Genomic DNA, 22,652 nt, shown 5'->3' on the forward strand with positions numbered 1-22,652 from the left:
TATTGTATAGAGTTTTGTTGATGGCTAGCAATTTCGCTCACTTATTTCACTGCAAGCAGTGCGCGGAAGAGGCCGCTCATGAGCACCGGTTCGTCGCGCTGAATACGAAAACCTGCGTGTTGGAGCATGGGCGTGGCTTGCCGTGTGATATCGGTTGCGATGAAGGAGGTAAGGATGTTGACTGCGCGTCGTCCCCAGCCCGACGGTTGGTCATCGGGTTGGAACTTATCCATAACGCACAGCTGCCCACCGGGCTTAAGCACACGGTAGGCCTCGGTCAGTCCCTGCTCGGGGCAGGGCATCACCGCCAAAATCAGATGCATGACGACGACATCGAAGTGCTCATCGGGATAGAGCAGTTGAGTGGCATCCATGACATGGCAAGCCACATCTCGCTGATAACGCTCGGCCCTGGCGCTGGCGCGTCGGACCATACCAGGTGTAAGGTCGGTCAGGTGTATTTCTAGCCCATGGGGTATGAAGGGAAGGTCCAAGCCCGTTCCTGCGCCCACCAAAAGAATGCGCATACCGGGCTCCCAGTCGACGTGGCTGAGCGCGACACGCCGTGGACGACGTAACGCTCGCGATACGACCGCATCATAGAAAGGTGCATAGGCACTATAGCGAAGGCGATTCCAGGTCGTCGTATTCAGCATAGGGCCCCTCAAGAGACGGTTGGGCTAGCGCAGAGGTTGCGTCATGCTGGATATGGATCATGCGCACTGCATAAGGTGCTCAATAGCTACTCCGTCCAGTATCTATAGCACGAAGCGTTGATAAGCTCCAAAACGCTGGAAACATGACGCGCATTCCACGACAAACGCCAAGCGATGTGGCGATATCCGAAGAGGTGTTCGTTGGGCGTGAGGCTACTTTTCGGTCGATTCGTCTTGTTGAAAACGTATGGCCAAGCTCTCTACGAGTTCTAACATCAACTCTCGATCACGTTGTTTTAATGGAGCTAATAACGCTTTAATTCGGTGTGTTTGATCATCGACATGAATACTGGCTTGGCCTAAAAGCTCCGCTGCTTCGCAGTTGAATATCTCGGCTAATTCTAATAAGCGTATAATATTGGGAATAACTCGCCCTCGCTCGATTCGAGAAACGGCTTCGTTGCCAACCCCAAGGCGTTCGGCTACTTCTTCTTGGGTCAACTGGCTGCGTATTCGCTGTTTGGCGATGGCTCTGCCGATGTTGCTAGCTAGCCGTTTCTGTTCGGTTTTATTCACACGGTCCTCCATATAACCTTGAATGGTTGGGGAACGGCCTATTGACATGAAGGACTGTTTAGGTTGAATATCACCTTCGCAGGTTGATAATGAGTGGCATCATCTGCTTTTTTTGCAACGCGTACTGAAAGGCGATAACTAACAAAGTTAAATCTATTTAAATTGATCATCTAAAATAAAAACGTGGTGAGATTCATTAAAACTTAAAGGCCGTATAGTAATGGCCATAAGCGTTATTGTTTGAAGTGTTGGCTGGAAGAGCAAGAGATGAGATGTCTGCCGTACGTTAAGTCATTAAAAGACATCCCTGTTGAACACTATGGTTCAGGTGGTATCCATTGGCATGAATAACAAGGACGGACAATGCTCTTTAAGGTAGCTGTTCAAACGTAACAGCCACTATCACTGTATGGTTCAGGGATGATCACACAGCGGTCAATTCGGCTTTGATCAAAGCATTTGGCTTGCCAACGTGGCTTACCTATCAAACCCGAAGGCGCTTAATATCATGTCTCCTACGACGGCACCAGAAATTTTCCAACAGCTCGCCGAAGGATTGTCCCGTGTCAATAAAAGCGGGTTCTTTCACCATTTAGCAAGCACCTTGGCGAAGTTGCTCAGCGTCGACCACGCATTGGTCGCTCGTATCGATCATCGCGATACCGCCACGCCATTGGCCATGTGGTCCGAAGGTACGTTTGTCGAGGCGACCTCCTATCTGCTTTGTGGCACCCCCTGTGAGCGAGTGAAGAGTGCGCACGCTTGTTTTCATATCACTTCCCAGGCGCGTGCCTGCTTCCCTAACGATGCTCGACTGACAGCGCTCAGTGTCGAAAGTTATCTCGGTGTCCCCATGGCTGATGCATCGGGCCGCTGCCATGGGATTCTCGTGCTCATGCATTCGCGACCGCTTCGGTTGCCTCGATACACGAAAGAGGTCATGCGTATCGTTGCCTCGTTAGCAGGCGTCGAACTCTCCCGTCAGATCATCGGTCATCAGGCCGATCAGCGTATTGCCAGTAAGCAACGGGCGTTGAGGTTGCTGAGTAGAGGAAATGACGCACGGTTTCACGCCCACGATGAAACGTCGCTACTGCAGTCGGCGTGCCGCGTTCTAGTGGACGTCGGAGGCTACACGGCGGCTTGGGTGCATCATGGTCTGCCTGGGGAGGAAGGCGTCGAAGGGGGGCTAAAAGCCTGTGTCGATAGAGAAACCGATGTGTCGGGTTGGTTAAGTCCAAAGCAGCTGCTGGTGGAGGGCTATAGCCGCGAACTACGTCACCAAGCGATGGCCCGCCGTGCACCGGTGGTATATTCGCCTCGGCTCGATCCCGACGCTTCGGGGCACGATGCCACGCTGGTGGCGCTAGACGTCGCCGTGTTGGTGGCGTTGCCGTTGGTGTATCGGGGGCAACTGCTCGGTGTCATCACGCTCTATCAAAGCGATGATGCGCCCATGACGGCTGCCGAAGTGCGCTTATTGAGTGAACTGGCTGACGATATCGCCTTTGGTATCGACAGCCTTCGACACCGTCAAGCCGAACAGCGTATCCAGCATGCGGTGGCTCAAGTGGCCACCGCCGTGTCGGCGCAGCACGGCGAAGCCTTCCTGACGCAATTGACCGATCACATGGCCAACGCGTTGGCTGCCGATGTCGGCTTCATTGCGACGCTCGATGATCAGGACCCCAACGTTGCCAATGTGTTGTCGCTCTACGTTAACGGCGAGCGTCAGCCTGCGTTTAGCTACCATTTGGCAGGCGTGCCCTGTCAGGACGTGTTGACACAGCGTGAATGTATCGTGCTCGAAGGGGCTGGTATTCGTTTGCCGGTCGAGTCCAATGGCGCACTGTCATGGGTCAACGCATACGTTGGTCGACGCTTGGACGATGCCCATGGGCGTCCTATTGGCATTATTGGCGTGATGTTCAAAGCACCGCTCTCGGAGACGAAAATCGTCAGCGCGGTATTGCAAATATTCGCCGCAAGAGCAGCGTCCGAACTTGGCCGCCAACGTGACGAGGCTCGCATACGCCAACTGGCCTATTGTGATGCAGGCACTCGGTTACCCAACCGCACGGCTTTCATGCAGCGGCTCGAGCAGTGTGTCAACGCCGAAGCGCAGCTACCTTTTGCGCTATTGCTGCTCGATCTCAACCACTTCAAAGAGATTAATGACACCGCTGGCCATGATGTCGGTGATTTGGTGCTAAAAGAAGTCGCGCAGCGCTTTCGCAGCGTACTGCCTACGGGAGAGTTTGTCGCCCGGCTAGGTGGAGACGAGTTCGTGATCATTTGCCAGGAAGCGAACGACGAGCAACACGCCCAACAAATAGCGGACACCCTCTGTGCGAGTCTCCATGAGCCGATCATGATAGAGCAGCACTCGTCTGAACTGTCAGTGAGCGTGGGAATCGCGCTATACCCGGCCCACGGTCAATCGGCGCAAGCGCTCTTGAAGCATGCCGATATCGCTATGTACCAAGCAAAGCGCCAGAAACTGTCGACGCGTACGTTCGAGTATTGGATGGGGCATGCGGTCGCACAACAGCTGCATATTGCCAAGCGCCTGGCACTGGCGATTGCAAACCACTCGTTCTATTTACATTTCCAGCCGCAGGTGGATATGCGCAGTGGCCAACTCATTGGGGCGGAAGCGCTGTGTCGTTGGTGGGACGACGAGTTGGGAGACGTCTCGCCCGGGCAGTTCATCGCCATTGCCGAAGAGCGTGGAATGATCGTGCCGCTTGGCAACTGTGTCATCGATAAAGCTTGCCAGCAGTTAGCCCAGTGGCAGCGTCAAGGTCTGCAACTGCACGTGCCGTTAGCTATCAACATTGCGGCCGACCAGTTCGAAGATAGCGATCTGGTGGCGACGCTGCTGGCCAGTTGCCGCACGCACGGCGTGTCTCCTCACGCCTTGAGTATCGAAATCACCGAGAGCGGGATCATGGCCCACCCAGACGATGCCATCGCCATCACCGAGATATTGAAGGGGCATGGCATGGGGCTCTCGATCGATGACTTTGGTACCGGTTATTCGTCATTGGCCTATTTAAAACGCTTTGCCGCCGATAGGATCAAAATCGATATCTCGTTCGTGCGCGATATGCTCACTAGCGACAATGACCGCATCATCGTGGCCACTATCATCGCCATGGCCAAAACGTTAGGGCTGGAAACCATTGCAGAGGGCATCGAGACCAAAGCGCAAAGTGAGGCGCTATTGGCCATGGGCTGTACCCAGGCCCAAGGGTATTACTATGGCCGACCGCTGAGTGCCGAGCAGTTTGCTAAGCACTGGTTGACATAGTGCCGTTTGGAGACTAATTGAGCGTGTGCGACGGGCACTCACCAAACTGCTGCTTGTAGTCGTGGGCGAACTGCCCCAAATGCCAAAAGCCCCAGTACGTCGCAATCTCGGTGACCGTTTGGGGCGGCTCGGCCGCGCGTAACGCACGGCGAACGCGATTCAGCCGCGTTAGTCTTAGAAACTGCAGCGGGCTGATACCTAAAATCGTCGTAAAGCTATATTGCAGCGTGCGTCGGCTCACATGTGTCAGCTCGCATAATGCTTCCATGGTAATCGGCGCGTCTAGATGCGCATCGACATACTGCTTGACCCGGTCGACGACGGCCTTTCGGTGAACGTAGCTAGGGGGCAGCTCTTTGCTGGGCTGCTGGGCATCCAGCAGCTCTAACAGGCCAGTCAAGAGAATATCCTGATGCAGCCTCTCGGCGATGGCGCTCTGCTGCTGGCCTAACAGGCGTTCCAAAAGAAACAGTAAGGCGCGCAGCGTGACAGGGTTCACATGACGGCGGGGCGCAGTCATCCACTGCTCATCCAGCGTGATGCCCTGGCGCTCGGCAGCGGCGTATAACGCCGGTAGACGTATCACCACCCCGTAAATATCGAAGCCTTCCGGGGTCACCAATTCAAAATCGCGCCCGCCGGGGCGGCACATTACTTGCTGTGCGTCGAGGGGTTGTCCATTGATACGCGACCCCGCCGAGCGGGGTGGAATCCCCAGCCACAGTGAGTTCTCCCACACCCGACACTCCTGACGCAGCGCTTGGCCCGTGTGCTCTTTGAAGACTTGAAGGGCAGGCAGCGCAATTTCATCCAGCCGTCCGTAAAAACGTCCCGGGGTGAGCTGGTCGTACTGCTGCTGCCAGCGGGTCAGATTTTGCGCATGCTCATCGGCATCGAAGGCTTCTTGAATGCACTTTTTTGGTGCGCTTTGAGTCGGCGTCGAGGACATCACCCGCTCCTAGTGGCGTGACCGACTGGCGCCCACGCCTTGTTGTCGTTATTAATCCACTGTTTCTTATTGGTTTTTATATCCTTGGTGTGTTTTGCCAAAACTCGATACTCCCCGTTAAGTGATAGCGCTATTGTGAGAACAAGCAAGTTTTGTTCCTCAACGCGCATACCGCGCCTTGAGTATCGAATAGGTAAGAGAAGGGAAGGCCCATGGCGCAGACCTATCACACCACGGTGGGAAGCCGCCGCTATCGCTTTAGCGGACTCGCCGAACTGATGGCCAAAGCCACGCCGCCGCGCTCGGGCGACCGCCTTGCCGGGGTGATGGCAGAATCGGCAGAAGAGCGAGTCGTCGCCCAAATGGTGCTGGCGGAGCTACCGCTCACCACCTTTTTGAACGACGCGCTGATCCCCTACGAGCAGGACGAAATCACCCGTCTGATCATCGACGACCACGATGTAGAGGCATTTGCACCGCTAAAGCACCTCACCGTAGGCGATTTTCGCAACTGGCTGCTCTCTGACCACGCCACCAGCGAAGCGCTGGCAGCTGCCCGCCCCGGTATTACACCGGAAATGGCCGCGGCGGTGAGTAAGCTGATGCGCAACCAAGACCTCATGCTGGTGGCCAAAAAGTGCCAAGTGACGACGGCATTTCGCAACACCATTGGGCTGCCGGGGCGGCTTTCGACCCGCTTACAGCCCAACCACCCCACCGATGATGTGACCGGCATCGCGGCGAGTATTCTCGATGGCCTGCTGTATGGCAGCGGCGATGCGGTGATCGGTATCAACCCGGCCACCGATAACGTCGCCCAAAGCATCAAGCTGATGCGCCTGATGGACGACGTGATCCAGAAATACGAGATCCCTACGCAATCCTGCGTGCTGACTCACGTGACCAACACGCTGGAGGCCATCGAGCAGGGCGCTCCGGTGGATCTGGTCTTTCAATCCATCGGCGGCACCGAAGCCACCAACCGCAGCTTTGGATTCGATTTGAGCATCCTGGCGGAAGCAGAAGCCGCCGCACAAACGCTCAATCGCGGCACCGTGGGTCGCAACGTGATGTATTTCGAAACCGGCCAGGGCAGTTCGCTCTCCGCCGACGCCCATCACGGGCTCGACCAGCAAACCTGCGAAGCCCGGGCCTACGCCGTGGCGCGCAAGTTCAATCCGCTGCTGGTCAACACGGTGGTGGGATTCATTGGCCCCGAGTATCTGTACGACGGCAAAGAGATCACCCGTGCCGGGCTCGAGGATCACTTCTGCGGAAAGCTCCTGGGTGTGCCGATGGGGTGCGACGTGTGCTACACCAACCACGCCAACGCCGATCAAAACGACATGGACAACCTGCTGACGCTGCTGGGCGTGGCAGGCTGCAACTTCGTGATGGGCATTCCTGGCTCTGACGACATCATGCTCAACTACCAAACCACCTCGTTTCACGATGCGCTCTATGCCCGTCGGGTGTTGGGGTTAAAAGCCGCACCGGAGTTCGAGCAGTGGCTGGCCAAGATGCAGATCTTTCAAGATGTGAGCACCCATCGCCTGAACGACCAGCTGCCTGCTGCCTTTGCCAACAGCCTGCGCCACTTGCCGAAGGGGAGCGACCAAGATGCCTAAACACCCCACGCAGGAAACCACTGCGCCGATCGTCATCGAGAACCCCTGGGAGCGTCTGCGCGCCTTCACCGATGCGCGCATTGGGCTAGGGCGTGCGGGCGTGAGCCTGCCCACCCAGCAGCTGCTTGCGTTTCAGCTCGCCCATGCCCAAGCCCAAGATGCGGTCCACTGCCCGCTGGATTGCCAGACGCTGGCCGAGGAGCTGACCCAAACGCTTGGCTTGAGCACCACACCGCTTGCAGTACATAGCCGTGCAGAGGACCGCGCGATGTACCTGCAGCGGCCTGATTATGGCCGACGGCTCAATGAACACTCCCGGCAGGCGCTGCAGCAAGCGGCAGAGGGCGGCCAACGGTTCGATTTGGCGGTGGTGATCGTCGATGGCCTCTCGGCGCTGGCGGTACAGCAAAACAGCGCCCCGTTTCTCACCGCGCTGTATGACGCACTCGGGCGCGACAAGAACGAATGGCAGCTCGCGCCGCTGATCCTTGTCGAGCAAGGTCGCGTGGCCATAGGTGACGAAGTGGGCGCGCTGCTCAACGCCGACGCGGTGCTGGTCATGGTCGGCGAACGCCCCGGCCTTAGCTCCCCAGATAGCTTAGGGCTGTATATGACCTGGGGCCCCGAGGTGGGCTTAAAAGATGACCGGCGCAACTGCATCTCCAACGTGCGCCCGGCCGGGCTTGCGTATGAAGAAGCGGCCCGGCGTTTGCTGCTGCTGTTAACCGAGGCGCGGGAGCGCAAGCTCTCCGGCGTGAAGCTCAAAGATCGCAGCGAAGATAACGTCTTGGAGGGCGGCAGCGGTTCGACTCGAAACTTCCTGGTGGCCGATTGACGGTCACCACGCGCAACAACGCTAACGATATTTTCAATAACACCGCTGACGTCATTTCAATAACACCGCTGATGGCTCTCCCAATAACAAGACGGAACCAGGACCACAGCACGCCGCTGACACCCATTGCGTTCCACACTGAAAAGGGCAAAACGATGACACAACCAACGGTTGATCAGGCGTATCTGGCCAAGCGCCAGCTGAGTAAAGGTACGGCAGGCTGGATGCTGCTCGCGGGGCTTGGGGTTTCCTATGTCATTTCCGGTGACTTTGCGGGCTGGAACTTTGGCATCGCTGAAGCAGGCTGGGGCGGGTTTGCGATTGCTGCTTGTTTGATGGCGCTGATGTACCTCGCGCTGGTGCTGGCGCTGGCGGAAATGTCCGCTGCGATTCCTGCCGCTGGGGGCGGTTACAGCTTCGCTCGGCAAGCCATGGGGCCTGCGGGCGGCTATTTGACTGGACTTGCCGTGTTGATCGAGTACGCGCTGGCCCCGGCGGCCATCGTGATTTTTATCGGCTCGGCGGTAGAGGCCTTGTTAGGCGTTAACGGGCCGCTGGTGTATCTGCTGTTTTATGCGGTGTTCATTGGCATTCACTTGGCGGGTGTCGGTGAAGCGCTGAAAGTGATGATGGTGATCAGCGGTTTGGCGGTCTTTGCCATTCTGGCCACTGCGGTAGCGCTAATTGGTGACTTCGATGCGGCCAACCTGTTCGATATTGCCCCCACCGAGGCGGCGGGTGCGAGCACCTTCATGCCTTTTGGCTGGTACGGCATTTGGGCGGCGCTGCCCTTTGGTATGTGGCTGTTTTTGGCCGTTGAAGGGGTGCCGTTGGCGGCCGAAGAGGCGAAAGACCCTGCTCGCGATATGCCTAAAGGCATTATCGGTGCCATGCTGTTTCTGCTCTTCACCGCCCTGCTCGTGGTGGTGCTGTTAGCCGGTGCCGCAGGTGCGGAGATGATTGGCCAAAGCGGCGTGCCGCTGGTGGATGCCTTGAATGCTGCAGGTAACCCGACGCTGGCGACCCTGGTCAACGTGCTGGGCCTGGCGGGTTTGATCGCCTCCTTCTTCTCGATCATTTATGGCTACAGTCGCCTGGTGTTCGCGCTCTCTCGGGCAGGCTATTTGCCCAAACCGCTGTCGCTGACCAGCGAGCGTAAAGTGCCTTACTTAGCGCTGATAGTGCCCGGCATCTTTGGTTTTCTCGCGTCGCTGAGCGGCGAAGGCGATCTGATGTTAGGCATGGCGGTCGTTGGTGCGACTATCTCCTATGCATTGATGGCCTTTAGCCATATTTGGCTGCGTCTCAAGCAGCCCGATCTGCCGCGCCCCTATAAAACCCCAGGCGGCGTGGTCACCTCAGGCATCTCCCTGGTGCTCTCGCTCGTCGCGCTGACCGGCGTTTATGCCTTCGATCCTCGGGCGTTCAACTACACCATCGTGCTGTTCATTGCTGGAGCGGCGTACTACTTCCTCTACAGCAAACACCATCTGGTGGCGAAAACCGCCGAAGAGGAGTTCTCGCTAGTGACCGCCTCGCCGGAGGAGGCCGAGCCCGTCGCTCCGGCGGCTGCTTCCGCAAAGCTGTAATCACGGCGGCGCATCGCCTAGTCTGAACCATGTCAATGCGCCTCTGGGCTCTTGCTCAGGGGCGTTGTCTTTGGCGGACAAGGAGGAGCTCGAAGGATGCTGAACTTTAACGAATCGAACATGGCCGAGGCAGAGCAGCGGCGCTGGTACGCGGTGGACGATGGCGTGATGGGCGGCGTGTCCCACAGCGGCTTTCGTTTGGACGCGGGCGCTGGCTGCTTTTATGGCGAGGTGTCGTTGGAAAACGGCGGCGGCTTTGCCTCGGTGCGCCGTGAACCAGACGGTTTCGAGCCGACCCTAGCCCACGGCCTAGGCGTTACGCTGCGCGTGCGTGGCGATGGTCGTACCTATCAGCTACGGTTCAAAAGCAGCGCGCTAAAGGAGGCCAGCGCCTACCGGGTGGCCTTCACGCCCACGGCTCACCAGTGGGAAACGCATCGATTCACCTGGGCGCAGTTCGATGCGGTGCGCCGGGGCACGCTGCTTTCCAGCGCGCCGGCTCTCGACCCATCGACTATTCACCAGCTCGGATTTTTGATTGCCGACCGCACCGCGGGGCCGTTTCGTCTGGAGGTTACCTCCATTGCGCCGTATTCACAGAGCTGACACTGACAGGGCTAACACTGACAGGACTAAGGTCGTCTCGTATGTAGTGGGCCGTTCACGGACCCTGGGAAGCTCTCTTTCGACGTGAGCCCGCGTGATGAAACACTCCCCCGCGTACCGCCTAGCGGCCACCGTGCTGCACGGTTTCGATGAGTACCGTGCCCGCTTCAAGCAGATCACTTCCGATGCCAGCCGCCGCTTTCGCGACGCCGCCTGGCGAGAGGCGCAGCAAGCCTCCGCCGCGCGGATCAACCTGTACGGTGAAAAAGTCGAGGAGACGCTCGGTCGATTGCAGCGCACCTTTGCCCAGGAGGTGCTGGCCCACTGCGAAACCTGGCAGGAAGCACGCGGACACTACGCCCAGTTGATCAGCCAGCGGTTGGATTACGAGCTGGCGGAAACCTTCTTCAATTCGCTGTTCTGTTCGGTGTTTCAGCATCGCCATATCCGCAACGACTGGATGTTCGTCTACAGCTCCCGGGAGAATGCCGCGCACCGCTCGGGCATCGATCTGTGCCGTCGGTATGACGTCAACGGCGACTGGGCAGGGGCGCTCGCTTGGGCGCTGAGCGAAGCCCCGTTCGAGTCCCCCTTTGCCGACGTCGAGCGCGACAGCCAGCTCGGCGCTGGATTGCTGGAAGCTCAGCTCCCTGCTGCGATTTGGCAGGCAGACGATGCCCAGGTAGAACTACTCAACAGCGTGTTTTACCGCAACAAAGGGGCGTATCTGGTGGGGCGACTTCTAGGTGGCGGCGAGCAGGTCCCCTTGGTGCTGCCCGTTCTACATGGGGAAGGGTATGGCGAGCAGCAGGGGGGCGATCCCTGCCTGCACTTGGATACGGTCCTCACCGAAACCGATGAAGTGTCGATCATCTTCTCGTTCACTCGCGCCTATTTCCAGGTAGACGTGCCGGTGCCGGGAGAGTTCGTCGCCTATCTAAAACAGCTCATGCCCCACAAGCCCGAGGGCGAGCTGTACGCCGCCATTGGCTTTTTCAAACACGGCAAAACCGAATTTTTCCGCGCGCTGAATCAGCAGGTGGCCAAGCGCGAAGAGCGCTTCATGATCGCGCCGGGGGTACGGGGCATGGTGATGGCGGTATTCGTGCTGCCGAGCTTTCGTACCGTGTTCAAGATCATCAAGGATAAGTTCGACCCCGCCAAAGAGGTCACCCACGCCATCGTGCGGGAGAAGTACCGGCTGGTAAAACGCCACGACCGGGTAGGGCGCATGGCCGACACTCAGGATTTTTCCAACTTTATCGTCCGCCAGGATCACTTCGAGCCGGAGTGTTTGGCCCACCTGCTGGAGGTCGCTCCCTCCACAGTGTCGCTGAAAGAGGACAAGGTGATCATCAAGCACTGCTACACCGAGCGAATGATGACGCCGCTGAATATCTATCTGGAGCAGTGCAGTGCCGATGAGCGAGTGATGGTGCTAAAAGATTACGGCAACGCCATCAAGCAGATGGCGGCGGCGAATATTTTCCCTGGCGATATGCTGCTGAAAAATTTTGGCGTCACGCGCCACGGGCGGGTGATTTTCTACGACTACGACGAGGTGAGCTATCTCACCGAGTGCCGCTTCCGTCATATTCCCAAATCCCAGGGGGTCGACAGTTACATGGATGGCGGGGCCAGCCTGTCCATTGGCCCCAACGATATCTTCCCCGAAGAGTTTGGCCCGTTCATGTTTGCCAACCCGGAACTGCGCGCACTATTCATGGAGCAGCATCCGGAGCTGTTCGACCCGGACTACTGGTTGGGGCTGCAGCGGGCGATTCTGGAGGGGCGGGTGATCGACGTGTACCCGTATCGCAACAAGCAGCGGTTCGCGGGCACCGTGGGGCAACTGGTACATTAGGCGTTTACTGGACGACGTAAGCCGAGGACAGCATGACTTCAGCCCCGCACTTGGTGGTATTTACCGGCTCGGGAATCAGCGCGGAGAGCGGCATCAAAACCTTCCGCGCCAGCGATGGCCTCTGGGAGGATCACCCAGTAGAGGAGGTCGCCACGCCGCAAGGGTGGCGGCAAGACCCAGAGCGGGTATTGGCGTTCTATAACCAGCGCCGGGAGCAGATTCGCCGTGCAAAGCCCAACGCTGCCCATAAAGCGCTGGCGGCGCTGGAGCAGGAGGGCTTCAAGGTCAGCGTGATTACTCAGAACATCGACGACCTGCACGAGCGGGCAGGCTCCCGTCACGTGCTGCACCTGCACGGCGAGATTTCAAAGGCCCGCTCATCGGTGGATGCGCGGCTGCGCTACCCGCTGTCAAAGGGCGGAATTGCCCTGGGCGATGTGTGCGATAAGGGCAGCCAGCTGCGCCCAGACGTGGTGTGGTTTGGCGAAGCGGTACCGCTGTTCGAAGAGGCCTGCGAGCTGGTGAGCCAAGCGGACTTTCTGCTTGTGGTGGGTACCTCGTTGGCAGTGATGCCCGCCGCATCGCTGCTCACCTATATCGATGCCGACACTCCCTGCGCGCTGGTAGACCCCGACGCCGATGAGCTAAGCCCACCCGGCGTGCTGGCGATCAATACCACGGCGGGGGAAGGCGTGCCGGCGCTGGTTAACCAGTGGCGTAAGCAGGGGAATTTGATCTTACCTTGATTTAACTACTGGGGAGGTTCGCTCAACCCTAGGCGGGGGCGCTGTGAACCCCTCCATGGGCGCTACTTTCGCCATCTGACCGCCATGGATGGCGGGAATGCCGGGATGGTTGGGAACATTGACCGGCCCTGGCGAAAGACCCCCGCTACGGGTTGTTCGAACCGGCCGATAGCACACTAGAGGCACTATTCTAAAAACCACGCTTTCATCACCCCAGTAATCTGGGTGAGCTCGGCATCTGTCGCGATATAGGCGGGCATGGTGTAAAGCCAGCGGCCAATGGGGCGCAGCCACACGCCCCGCGCTCGGGCAAATGCGGCAACGCCTTTCAGCGCTTCGCTGCTGTGGGCTTCGATCACCGCCGTTGCGCCCAACACGCGCACGTCCGCGACGGCCGGATGTGCGCGCAGCGCTACGTCTTCTAATAGCTCGCGCTGTAACGTTTGGCTGAGCGCGGCAATTTTCTCCAGGTAATGCTCCTCCTCGAACACCTTCAGGCTCTCCAGCGCCACGCGGCAGGCCAGGGGGTTGCCCATAAAGGTGGGGCCGTGCATGAACGCGTGGTGCTCGCTGTCGCCAATGAACGCCCCGTGAACCCGGTCGGTGGCCAGCGTGGCCGCATGGCCCAAGTAGCCGCCGGTCAGCCCTTTGGAGAGCACCATGATATCTGGCGTGACGCCCGCGTGGTCGGCGGCAAACAGCTTGCCGGTGCGGCCAAAGCCGGTAGCGACTTCGTCGAAAATCAGCAGCACGCCAAACTCATCGCACAGCGCCCGTGCGCCGCGCAGGTAGTCCGGCGAGGTCATGTTCAGCCCGCCCGCCGCTTGCAGCAGCGGCTCCATCAGGAGTGCAGCAATCTCATGGTGGTGGCGCGCTAGCACCTCCCGCAGCCCGGCGAGGTCCCGCTCTACCTGCTCTGGCGTCGCGTCGAAGGGGGCCGTGGGGGCTGGGGCGAAGTGGTGCTGGGGCAGCAGGCTGGCGAACAGACCATGCATGCCCTCTTCGGGATCGCACACCGCCATGCAGCCGGTGGTGTCACCGTGATACGCCTTCATCAGCGAGAGCATTTTGCGCTTGCCGGGGAGGCCCGAGAGCACTTGGTACTGCAGCGCCATCTTCATGGCGACTTCCATGCCCACCGAGCCGCTATCGGAGAAGAAAACATGATTCAGCCCCGGCGGGGTAATGCGCACCAGCGCCCGCGCCAGCTGGTCGGCGGGGTCGTGGGTGAGGCCACCCAGCATCACATGGCAAAGCTCCCCCGCCTGCTCGCGAATGGCGGCGACGAGGCGCGGATGGCCGTAGCCGTGAATCATGCACCACCAGGAGCAGGTGGCATCCAGCAGGCGCTCACCGCTGTCTAGCGTAAAGTAGCTGCCGCTGCCACCCACCACCTTGGGCGCAGGCGTTTGGGTCTTGAGGTGGGCGTAGGGGTGCCAAACGGGAGAGTTCATAGCGTTGCTTCCTGGGTGGCAAAAGGGAGCAACGCATCAAGGAAGATAAAGCGCTGCGCGGTGGAGGCATCGGCGTGTGCCAAATGAGGAATGAGCCCTAGGCAGGGAGCAGGTAAGGCGCGCTTCAGCAGCGCCACATTGGCCGTGAAGCGTGCGCTATCGCTGGCAAAGGCAGGATCTACCACGCTGCCCACCCAGCCCGCCAGCGTCAAGCCATCGGCAGCGATGGCCTCGGCAGTGAGCCGAGCATGGTTGAGGCAGCCCAGTTTTAGCCCGACCACCAGGATCACCGGCAGCCCGAGCGCGCAAGGCAGGTCGGAAAAGTCGTCTGCATCATTCAGCGGCACCCGCCAGCCGCCTGCGCCTTCGATTAGCGTCAGATCCCGTGGCGTGCCGGTTAACGTGTCGCTGAGCGCCTGAGTAACGCTTGCCACGTTAAGCACCGCACCTGCTTCCAGGGCGGCGAGATGCGGTGCAATGGCGGGAGCAAAGGTCCAGGGGTTGATCGTTGGGTAATCCACTGGCGGGAAGCTTTGCGCCTGTAGCGCCAGGGCATCGCGGTTGCGCAGGCCGTTGGGCGTGGCCTCGCTACCTGAGGCAATGGGCTTCAACCCTAGCGTGGTGAGCTGGCGCTGGCGGGCGGCGCACAGCAGCGCGCTGGTGGCCAGGGTCTTGCCCGCATCGGTGTCGGTACCAGTAACGAAATAAGTGTTGTTCATCTCGCGCTTTCCAGTCGTAGCGTCAGGCAGTGGTAGCTCACCGGCAGCCCCTGCGGTGTGCGCAGCGATTCATAGCGAGCCTGGGCATTAATGAGCGCTTGGCGGGTCAGTCGAGCGTTGGGTCTGGCTACTTGGGCGCCTACGCCTTTGATGGAGGCCATGACGGCGTTCATATCGGAATAGAAAAACCGCCGCTGCGCACGGGTATGCTGGATGAGGCGCAGGCCGCTTTGCTGAATCGCCCGCTGTACGGTGCTGGCATCCGGTGTTTGCAGCAGCGCCTCGGGCCGCTGCCAAGCGGTGGCGACTTCGCTCAGCGTGCCGGGCAGCAGGGTGGTGATGCGCGCCTGCCCACCCGGGGCGAGCACCCGGGCGAGCTCCTGCATCACTGCGCCGATATCCGGACACCACTGAATCGCCAGGTTTGAGAACACGAGATCCACGCTGGCATCGCTGAGCGGTAGCGCGGCGGCATCTCCCTGCTCCCAGCGTATGGCATCGCCATACTGCGCCTGTGCCTGGGCGAGCATACCGGGCGCTAGATCGAGCCCGGTGATGGCAGCATCGGGATAGTGTTCCGCTAGCCGCTGGGTCCAGTAGCCGGTGCCGCAGCCCAGGTCGAGCACGTGATGAGACCTCTCGGGCAGCGTTTGCCAAAGCGCCTCGCCGATATCGCGCTGGGCGCTGGCGAGGGTGTCATAGCGTGGTGCCGCTCGGGAAAAGGCCCGAGCCACACGCTCCTGCCAGTGGGTGAGTGGAAGCGGGGTAGCCGGTGAGTTCATCGCGGCTCCTGGAGGATGGCCTGCTCGGCCAGCCGTGCCGCCAGTGGGGCGGGCTGGGAGAGCATGGGGCAGTGTCCTGCGGCTTCCAGCCGTAGCGCTTGCTGGCGAGAGCGGCCGGGTAGCAGCGGGTCATGGGCTCCCGCCAATCGGCGGATAGGGCAGGGAGGGTGCGCGAGCAGTGCTCGGTTATCCAGCGTCTCGAGCCACATGAGCCCTTGCGCGAGCGTGTCGGTATCGGCGTGGGGAGTCTCGCCTAACCGTGCGCGTAGCTGGCGGTGGGCCTCGCGGGCGTTGGGCTCGCCTTGGGCCTGCCAGCGTAGAAAGTGCCGCCACGTGGCAACCGGATCACGATGGAAGGCGCGCTGAAAGCTGGCCAGCTCCTCATACGTCACACCGCCATCCTCCCCGTCACTGCAAAAACGGCTGCCTGCACCCAGTAGCAGCAGGGCCTGGGGCGGCGGCAAGTGATCGAGCAGCGCTGTGGCCAGCAACCCTCCCAGCGACCAGCCTACCCAGACGGCATCGCTGGGTAGCTCGGGGGCCATCCGTTCGGCCAGGGCGGCGATGCTCATCGGCGTGGACAGCGCTGGAGACTCACCGTAGCCGGGCCACTCCACTGGGGTGGGTTCGATGGTAGGGTGCCAGTGCGCCGCCAGCGTCTGCCAAATGCGGTAATCAACGCCCCAGCCTGACAGCAGGATGAGCTTCATTGTTGCTTCTCCCGCAGGCAGGCAGCAGCAACCTCCAAGAGCCTGTCGATATCGCTTTGGGTGTGGCGAGCGCTCAGGGTGATGCGCAGCCGCGACTCGCCGTTGGGCACTGTGGGCGGTCGAATCGCCCCTACCTGGATATCGTGCTGGTCGAACGTGGACGCCCAGGCCAGGGTACGCTGTTCGCTCCCCAGTAGCAGCGGCTGGATGGGCGTTTGGGAGTGGCCGAGTGGCAGCCCTAAGGCGGCCGCCTGCTGGCGAAAGTAGTGTATGTGGCGAGTGAGCCGCTGGCGGTGCTCGGGCTCCCGCTGCACGATGGTGAGTGCTTCTAACGTGGCGGCAGCAATCGCGGGCGGCTGGGCGGAGGTATACACGTAGCTGCGGGAAAACTGAATCAGGTGTTCGATCAACGCGGCGTCACCCGCCACAAATGCGCCTGCGGTGCCTAGTGCCTTGCCCAGGGTGCCGACCAAGATCGGCACGGCGTGGCTATCAAAACCTTCTACGCAGCCCGCGCCGTGTTCACCCAGTACACCGAGACCATGGGCGTCGTCGATCATCAGCCAGGCGTCGTGCTGCTGGCTGAGGTGGGCGAGCTGCTCGATGTCGGCGATATCGCCATCCATGCTGAACACGCCGTCGCTGACCACCAGCTTATGGGTGGCCGTGCTGCGCTCGAGCAGGCGCTGTAGATCGTGACCATCGCGGTGGTGATAGCGCCGGGAGCGTGCGCCGCTCAGCGCGGCCCCGTCGAGTAGCGAGGCGTGATTGAGACGGTCCTGAAATACCGCGGTGTTCGAATCCGCTAGCGCCTGCAGTACGCCCAGGTTCGCCATATAACCCGTGGAGAACAGCAGCGCCCGCTCGCGCCCGGTCCACTCGGCCAGCGCCTCTTCCAACGCATCGTGAATGCCCAGGTGCCCGCTGACCAAGTGCGACGCCCCGGCCCCGGCGCCAAAGCGTTTCGCGCCTTCCGCCTGAGCCGCCTGTACGCGTGGGTCTTGGGCAAGGCCTAGATAGTCGTTGCCTGAAAAGTCGAGTGCCCCATGGGCAGAAACCCGGCGGCTGCGCCAGCGCTGCTGACGCTCGCGCTCGTGGCGGGCTGCCGCCAAGCGCTGGTGCCACACCTCAGACACTGGCATCCACCGCCAGCGCCGCAGCGCGTTCGGCCTGGGCGTGTCGCTGCGCCTGTTGGGCCAGCCGCTCGGAATGCTGTGTGTCGTCTTCGCAGGTGTCGCGGCGCTCGGGGTGCAGGCCCAGCTTGGCAAACAGCGCGCGGTCGCGCTCTGCTTGAGGGTTGCTGGTGGTCAGCAGCTTATCGCCGTAGAAGATGGAGTTGGCACCGGCCAGGAAAGCGAGCGCCTGGGTGGATTCGCTCATCTGCTCGCGACCCGCAGAGAGCCGCACATGGCTTTGGGGCATCATGATACGGGCCACGGCGATGGCGCGGATGAACGCCAGCGGGTCTAAATCCTCGACGTTTTCCAGCGGTGTCCCCGGTACCTTGACCAGCATGTTGATAGGCACCGATTCAGGATGCGGCGAGAGCTTGGCCAACTGCTGCAGCAATGCGCTGCGATCCTGTGCGCCCTCACCCATGCCTAAAATGCCGCCAGAGCACACTTTCATACCGGCGTCGCGCACGGTGGCCAGGGTTTCTAAGCGGTCGCTGTAAGTGCGGGTGGTGATGATTTCGCCGTAGAAATCGGGGGAGGTATCGAGGTTGTGGTTGTAGTAGTCGAGCCCGGCAGCGGCCAGCCGCGTGGCCTGCTCGCCGTCGACCATGCCCAGCGTCATGCAGGTCTCGAGCCCTAGCGCCTTTACCTGGCGCACCATCTCTTCCACCGCCACTAAATCTTTATCCCGTGGGCTACGCCATGCGGCCCCCATGCAAAAGCGGCTGGCGCCTGCTTCTTTAGCTGCTTTGGCCTGGGCCACTACCTTCTCGATTTCCAGCAGCTTCTCTTTTTCTAACTGGGTGTTGTAGTGACCCGATTGGGGACAGTACTTGCAGTCCTCCGGGCAGGCCCCGGTTTTGATCGACAGCAGGGTAGACACCTGCACCGCGTTGGCGTCGAAATGCGCCCGATGCACCTGCTGGGCTTGAAACAGCAGGTCGTTAAAGGGCAGCGCAAACAGCGCGTTGATCTCGTCAAGCGTCCAGTCGTGGCGCGGCGCGGCATCCGCCGCGTGAAAAGCAGTCGAGGTGGCGGTCACGGGTAAACCTATATTCTTTTGAAGGTTGACAGAACTCTAGCGGGGCTGTGCTGAAGGTGTCAACTTTTTGAAGAGGGTTGGTTTACCATGAGTGGGGATAAGAAAGGCTAAAATATGCTAGCCTTTTGAAAGTAATAAATGGCTAGTGCGTAGGCTAAGGAGGTCAACGATGCGCTTAAATGATGTTCAGCGTCAGGCCATCGTCAGCGCCGTGAAGTCGTGTTTTGGGCCGCAAGCGAATGTAAAGCTTTTTGGCTCCCGCACGGATGATCAAGCCAAAGGTGGCGATATTGATCTTCTGATCACAACCGATATCCGCGATGTCAATGACATAGTACGGGCTGAAATGCGCTGCCAAGTAAAGCTTCAGCAGCTACTCGGCGAGCAAAAAATCGATATGCTGATTGATTATCCCAACCGCCAGAATTATCCGGCCATTTTTAGCATTGCTGAGCGGGCAGGACTTCCATTATGACACAGGATATTGCACTACTACGTTTGCAAGAAGCATGGCGTGAGTGCCAACGGCATATGCATTTTATTGACTATGCGCTCTCCTCTCTTACACCATGCTTGCCGCTGTCGGGGAGTCAATTAGCGGCGCTGGACGATGCGCAGATTCAAAGCTTGGATCAATTCGTACTAAGATTTGGCAAATTACAAGATGCGATGGGGACTCGGCTGTTCCCCTCGGTGCTGCTTTACCTGCAAGAGCCCTACGAAGATCGCCCAATGCTGGATAAGCTCCATCGTTTAGAGAAATTGGGCTATTTGGAAGAAAGTGAGCAGTGGCAGTCTCTACGGATGCTTCGCAATCGCTTTGCCCATGAGTATCCAGACGACCCGGATAAAAATGCCGCAATATTGATGCTCGCCATTGAATCTGTGCCTAGTTTGGTGGCTATGCTTGAGCGTATTGGCCAAAAGTTGTCGCTGACATTTGAAAGATAGCTGCCGGAATAGCATCTGGCTGTTCAACCCCACGCTGCTTTATACTCTGCGCCCTTTGATGACCCACTGGAGCGCAGATGCCTGACGCGACCTCGCTGCCCCCTGAACATGATGCATTGACCGACCGCGACCCGGCCACCGGGCATCCGCGCCCGCCTCGTCGTGAATTCAAAGCGCGGGGCAGCTTCGTGACGCGCTGTGAGGGCTGCAACTTACCTGAGCTGAACTGCCTCTGCCCGTATCAGGTCAAGGCGGAGAGCGACGCTCAGGTATGGCTGTTGACCCACTCCATCGAGCACTACAAACCGACCAATACCGGGCGTTTGATTGGCGATGTGCTCACCAATACCCGCGTCTTCACCTGGTATCGCACCGCGCCGGACGACACGCTGGCGGCGCTGTTGGACGATCCGCGCTACGCGCCGTTCGTGATTTTCCCCGATGATCAGCCGGATTACGCCGACCGCGTGGTGGATATCGGCGCGGTGCATGCTGCCAAGCAGCAGGCGCGCATACCGGTATTCATCATTTTGGATGGCACCTGGCGTCAGGCGCGGCGTATGTTCCGCAAAAGCCCTTACCTGGATGCACTACCGGTGCTGCCGCTGCGTACCGAGCGGGAGACCCGCTACCGGCTGCGCAAGCCCGCCTCGAAAGCGCATCTGTGCACTGCTGAAGTCGCTATTGAGTTACTGCGTCAGAGTGGCGATGAAGCAGCGGCTAGCGTGCTGGATGACTACTTTGACGTGTTCAACGATAGCTACGCAGAGAGCCGCTATTATCGCAAGATCGAAGAGCCGACGGCGGCCATGCAGCGCCTGCTGGAGAGGCAGCGGGCAGCAGGAACCGCCGAGCGCGACTAGCGAGAAGGCGTGGTGCCGGGCAGCCAGCGCAGCAGCACTTTGCGGACCCAGTACCAGCGATTGATCAGTAGTGCCATGAAGATCAGGCTACAGCCCAGCAGTTGCAGTGCGGTCATGGTTTCGCCAAACCACCAGGCGGCAAACAGTGCGGTCCACGCCGCTTCCAGCATCAGAATCACCGCTGCGTGGCTGGGCGTGGTCATGCCCTGCGCTTTGATTTGCAGAAAGAAGCGCAGCGAGCTAGCCAGCAGCACGCTGGCCATGAACCAGCCAAGAATCGAAGGGCCGAGCGCCAGCGGCTGATGCTCGACTGCCAAAGAGAGCAGCGTCAGCACCACGCCGACCGAGATAAGCTGAAGCGTCGTTAGCGGCAGCGCCGCCACGTTACGAACCACGCGGGTATTGACGTTGATCAAAAGCGCAAAGCAGAGCGCGGCGCACACCATCAATAGCTGGCTGGCCTCGATCCGAAATCCCGCATTGAGTGAGAGCAGGGCAAAACCCAGTAGCGCGATAGGCAGCGCGATCCACGTGCTGCGCGGTGGGCGGTCGCCAAACAGCAGCCGAGCGACGACGGGAACCAGCAGGATGCCCAGGCTATTGATGAAGGCGCTTTCACCCAGGTGATCGGAGTAGTGCAGCCCGAGTACCCAAAACGCGATGGCGGCGCTGAACAAAACGCCGACCAGCAGGCCACGGCGGATCCGGCGTATCGGCATACGGCGCAGAGCAGGCCAAGAGAATCCCAGTAGGATCAGCCCGGCGAGTAAGAAGCGCGTGCCGATGAACAGCAGCGGCGGCATGCCCACCAGCGCCTCCTTGGAGAATATCCAGCCACCGGCCGCCACGACCGTGACCAGCAGAAGCAGTGCGTCGGCCTGCCAGGGGGCTTGCTTGATCGAACTCACGCAGCGCCGCTGCCGAATAGCGCACCGGCGATTCTAAACCCAGCGACCCAGGTGCCCACTGCCGACCCCAGCGTAGCGAGAATGAACACCAGTAGGGTGCGCGAGACGCGGTTCTTCCACCAGCCTTTCAGCTGCGTCACGTCGTGTCGCAGACTAGAGAAGTCGCGCACTTTGGGCTTGCGCATATAGAGCTCTACCCCAGCGGCCACGAAGCCGGCCCCAATCGTTGGGTTGAGCGATGTGAGCGGCGCGGCAAAGAAGGTGGCAATGACCGTCACCGGGTGGGCGAGAGCGGCAATGGTGGCCCCGCCGGATAGAATTCCGTTGATCAAAAACCACTCGATGACTAGCTGCCAGCCAAGCTCGGTATTGCGCGAAAAGCCCACCACGAAACCGGTAATGACCAGCGCGGTAATCAGCCAGGGAGTGGCTTTCCACAGTTTGGAGGGCGGCGGTGTCGCTTCGAGTGACGCCCTCTCGATGGTGGGGCTTTCCGGCAGCGGTGCTTCCAGGTGCTCGCTCGTCCCCTTCAAATGTCCGGCGCCCAGTACCACCAGCACGTTCTGGTAGCGTCCGGGAGGTGCGTCTTCCGCCAAACGCAGTGCCATATAGCGGTCGCGTTCACGAATCAGCGGCGTATAGAGTGCCTCCGACTCTGCGGCAAACTCGCTGAAGGTCGCTTCCAGCATGTCGCCCTCTTTGAGCTTTTCGATATCCTCTTTGGAGACGTCCTGACGCGAGAGCACGCTGCCAATTAGTCCGGAAAACAGCGAGAAGCGCTGCCACCAGGGCACGTTGCGGTAAATGCGTTTGAGGGTGATGCCTACATCCCGGTCGACCAGCAGTAGCGGTAGGTCGCGCGAGCGGCACTCTTCCACGGCAGCGCGCATTTCGGCGCCAGGCTGAATCCCAGACTGCTCGGCAATACGCTGCTGGAACGCGCCGAGGGCGAGGCTTGCTGCGACCATCCCCGCTTTGCCCTGCTTGAATACCTGGAACAGGTCCTGCTCGCCCATGGCGTCGGGATTGTCCATGCTTTGGTGACGAGCGTCGCACAGCTCGATGGCCACGGCGTCGAACTGGCCGCTGTCGATCAATTGGCGAACGTCGTCCGCGCTCTCGGCCGACACGTGGGCCGTTCCCAGCAGGGTATAGTGCGTCGTGCCCACTTGAACGGTCGTCAGCGGGCCGCTAGTCGTGGGCAGCACGAGGCTCTCTTGAGCCAGCGGTGTTGCATCATCTTGGGTCATTAAAAAGTCTCAATGAATAAGTCACTCGCAGTGTGT

General features: G+C 59.9%; 21 protein-coding genes. 10 read left to right on the forward strand and 11 right to left on the reverse strand.

Annotation, left to right across the window (positions count from 1 at the left end; all coding sequences use genetic code 11):
* Positions 1-41 precede the first annotated feature (41 nt).
* Entirely contained in the window at positions 42-656 is a 615-nt protein-coding gene (locus tag MHM85_RS06765; protein WP_153843489.1) for a class I SAM-dependent methyltransferase, read from the reverse strand.
* A 213-nt stretch (positions 657-869) separates the two neighbouring features.
* Positions 870-1,232 carry a helix-turn-helix transcriptional regulator gene (locus tag MHM85_RS06770; RefSeq protein ID WP_176558260.1) on the reverse strand — a complete coding sequence of 121 codons (363 nt, stop codon included), beginning with the start codon at positions 1,230-1,232 and terminating at the stop codon, positions 870-872.
* A gap of 508 nt (positions 1,233-1,740) precedes the next feature.
* On the opposite strand from MHM85_RS06770, the gene MHM85_RS06775 reads away from it, so the two are divergent.
* The gene (locus tag MHM85_RS06775) at positions 1,741-4,545 is read left to right on the forward strand and encodes a GGDEF domain-containing protein (protein ID WP_139528388.1); all 2,805 of its coding nucleotides are present in this window, start codon (positions 1,741-1,743) and stop codon (positions 4,543-4,545) included.
* Positions 4,546-4,558: 13 nt separating this feature from the next.
* On the opposite strand, the gene MHM85_RS06780 is transcribed toward MHM85_RS06775, so the two are convergent.
* Complete coding sequence (locus MHM85_RS06780) at positions 4,559-5,494, reverse strand: helix-turn-helix domain-containing protein (RefSeq protein WP_239285325.1); 936 nt, start codon at positions 5,492-5,494, stop codon at positions 4,559-4,561.
* 212 nt (positions 5,495-5,706) lie between these two features.
* On the opposite strand from MHM85_RS06780, the gene MHM85_RS06785 reads away from it, so the two are divergent.
* The 6 genes from MHM85_RS06785 (at position 5,707) to MHM85_RS06810 (ending at position 12,762) form a co-directional block, all read left to right on the forward strand.
* Positions 5,707-7,122 (forward strand): ethanolamine ammonia-lyase subunit EutB, encoded by a 1,416-nt coding sequence (locus MHM85_RS06785; protein WP_219862790.1) that lies wholly within the window; start codon positions 5,707-5,709, stop codon positions 7,120-7,122.
* Complete coding sequence (eutC, locus tag MHM85_RS06790; RefSeq protein ID WP_219862792.1) at positions 7,115-7,957, forward strand: ethanolamine ammonia-lyase subunit EutC; 843 nt, start codon at positions 7,115-7,117, stop codon at positions 7,955-7,957. The genes MHM85_RS06785 and eutC overlap by 8 nt, the downstream gene beginning before the upstream one ends.
* Positions 7,958-8,112: 155 nt before the next feature.
* Positions 8,113-9,546, forward strand: coding sequence for an ethanolamine permease (gene eat, locus MHM85_RS06795; protein WP_239285323.1), 1,434 nt, complete (start codon positions 8,113-8,115; stop codon positions 9,544-9,546).
* Between the two features lie 96 nt (positions 9,547-9,642).
* Positions 9,643-10,152 (forward strand): CIA30 family protein, encoded by a 510-nt coding sequence (locus MHM85_RS06800; RefSeq protein WP_239285321.1) that lies wholly within the window; start codon positions 9,643-9,645, stop codon positions 10,150-10,152.
* Positions 10,153-10,249: 97 nt separating this feature from the next.
* Positions 10,250-12,016 carry a bifunctional isocitrate dehydrogenase kinase/phosphatase gene (gene aceK / locus MHM85_RS06805; RefSeq protein WP_219862797.1) on the forward strand — a complete coding sequence of 589 codons (1,767 nt, stop codon included), beginning with the start codon at positions 10,250-10,252 and terminating at the stop codon, positions 12,014-12,016.
* A 32-nt stretch (positions 12,017-12,048) separates the two neighbouring features.
* Complete coding sequence (locus tag MHM85_RS06810) at positions 12,049-12,762, forward strand: NAD-dependent deacylase (protein ID WP_219862799.1); 714 nt, start codon at positions 12,049-12,051, stop codon at positions 12,760-12,762.
* 185 nt (positions 12,763-12,947) lie between these two features.
* Here the strand turns inward: MHM85_RS06810 and bioA are convergent, their stop codons facing one another.
* From bioA to bioB, 6 genes are read right to left on the reverse strand one after another with little or no spacing between them, the layout of a single operon-like run.
* Complete coding sequence (gene bioA, locus MHM85_RS06815; RefSeq protein WP_219862801.1) at positions 12,948-14,216, reverse strand: adenosylmethionine--8-amino-7-oxononanoate transaminase; 1,269 nt, start codon at positions 14,214-14,216, stop codon at positions 12,948-12,950.
* Positions 14,213-14,935, reverse strand: coding sequence for a dethiobiotin synthase (gene bioD, locus MHM85_RS06820; RefSeq protein ID WP_139528397.1), 723 nt, complete (start codon positions 14,933-14,935; stop codon positions 14,213-14,215). The genes bioA and bioD overlap by 4 nt, the downstream gene beginning before the upstream one ends.
* On the reverse strand, positions 14,932-15,717 hold the full coding sequence (locus MHM85_RS06825; protein WP_153843499.1) for a methyltransferase domain-containing protein: 786 nt from the start codon (positions 15,715-15,717) through the stop codon (positions 14,932-14,934). Before MHM85_RS06825 ends, bioD begins: the two co-directional genes overlap by 4 nt.
* The gene (locus MHM85_RS06830; RefSeq protein WP_139528399.1) at positions 15,714-16,427 is read right to left on the reverse strand and encodes an alpha/beta fold hydrolase; all 714 of its coding nucleotides are present in this window, start codon (positions 16,425-16,427) and stop codon (positions 15,714-15,716) included. Before MHM85_RS06830 ends, MHM85_RS06825 begins: the two co-directional genes overlap by 4 nt.
* Complete coding sequence (bioF, locus tag MHM85_RS06835) at positions 16,424-17,569, reverse strand: 8-amino-7-oxononanoate synthase (protein ID WP_219862803.1); 1,146 nt, start codon at positions 17,567-17,569, stop codon at positions 16,424-16,426. Before bioF ends, MHM85_RS06830 begins: the two co-directional genes overlap by 4 nt.
* Positions 17,556-18,644, reverse strand: a complete 1,089-nt coding sequence (bioB, locus tag MHM85_RS06840; protein ID WP_219862806.1) for a biotin synthase BioB — start codon at positions 18,642-18,644, stop codon at positions 17,556-17,558. The genes bioF and bioB overlap by 14 nt, the downstream gene beginning before the upstream one ends.
* A 169-nt stretch (positions 18,645-18,813) precedes the next feature.
* On the opposite strand from bioB, the gene MHM85_RS06845 reads away from it, so the two are divergent.
* The 3 genes from MHM85_RS06845 (at position 18,814) to MHM85_RS06855 (ending at position 20,458) form a co-directional block, all read left to right on the forward strand.
* Positions 18,814-19,119 (forward strand): nucleotidyltransferase domain-containing protein, encoded by a 306-nt coding sequence (locus MHM85_RS06845; protein ID WP_139528402.1) that lies wholly within the window; start codon positions 18,814-18,816, stop codon positions 19,117-19,119.
* Positions 19,116-19,595 carry a hypothetical protein gene (locus MHM85_RS06850; protein ID WP_219862808.1) on the forward strand — a complete coding sequence of 160 codons (480 nt, stop codon included), beginning with the start codon at positions 19,116-19,118 and terminating at the stop codon, positions 19,593-19,595. Before MHM85_RS06845 ends, MHM85_RS06850 begins: the two co-directional genes overlap by 4 nt.
* A gap of 77 nt (positions 19,596-19,672) precedes the next feature.
* Positions 19,673-20,458: a DTW domain-containing protein gene (locus MHM85_RS06855; protein WP_219862810.1), complete on the forward strand. Its 786-nt coding sequence runs from the start codon at positions 19,673-19,675 to the stop codon at positions 20,456-20,458.
* On the opposite strand, the gene MHM85_RS06860 is transcribed toward MHM85_RS06855, so the two are convergent.
* Both MHM85_RS06860 and MHM85_RS06865 read right to left on the reverse strand, forming a co-directional pair.
* The gene (locus MHM85_RS06860; protein WP_219862812.1) at positions 20,455-21,366 is read right to left on the reverse strand and encodes a DMT family transporter; all 912 of its coding nucleotides are present in this window, start codon (positions 21,364-21,366) and stop codon (positions 20,455-20,457) included. The two genes, MHM85_RS06855 and MHM85_RS06860, sit on opposite strands and share 4 nt — an antisense overlap.
* On the reverse strand, positions 21,363-22,616 hold the full coding sequence (locus tag MHM85_RS06865; RefSeq protein ID WP_219862814.1) for a TraB/GumN family protein: 1,254 nt from the start codon (positions 22,614-22,616) through the stop codon (positions 21,363-21,365). Before MHM85_RS06865 ends, MHM85_RS06860 begins: the two co-directional genes overlap by 4 nt.
* Between the last annotated feature and the right edge of the window lie 36 nt (positions 22,617-22,652).

It is taken from the genome of Halomonas sp. McD50-4 (assembly GCF_022348135.1).
Taxonomy (GTDB): Bacteria; Pseudomonadota; Gammaproteobacteria; order Pseudomonadales; family Halomonadaceae; genus Vreelandella; species Vreelandella piezotolerans.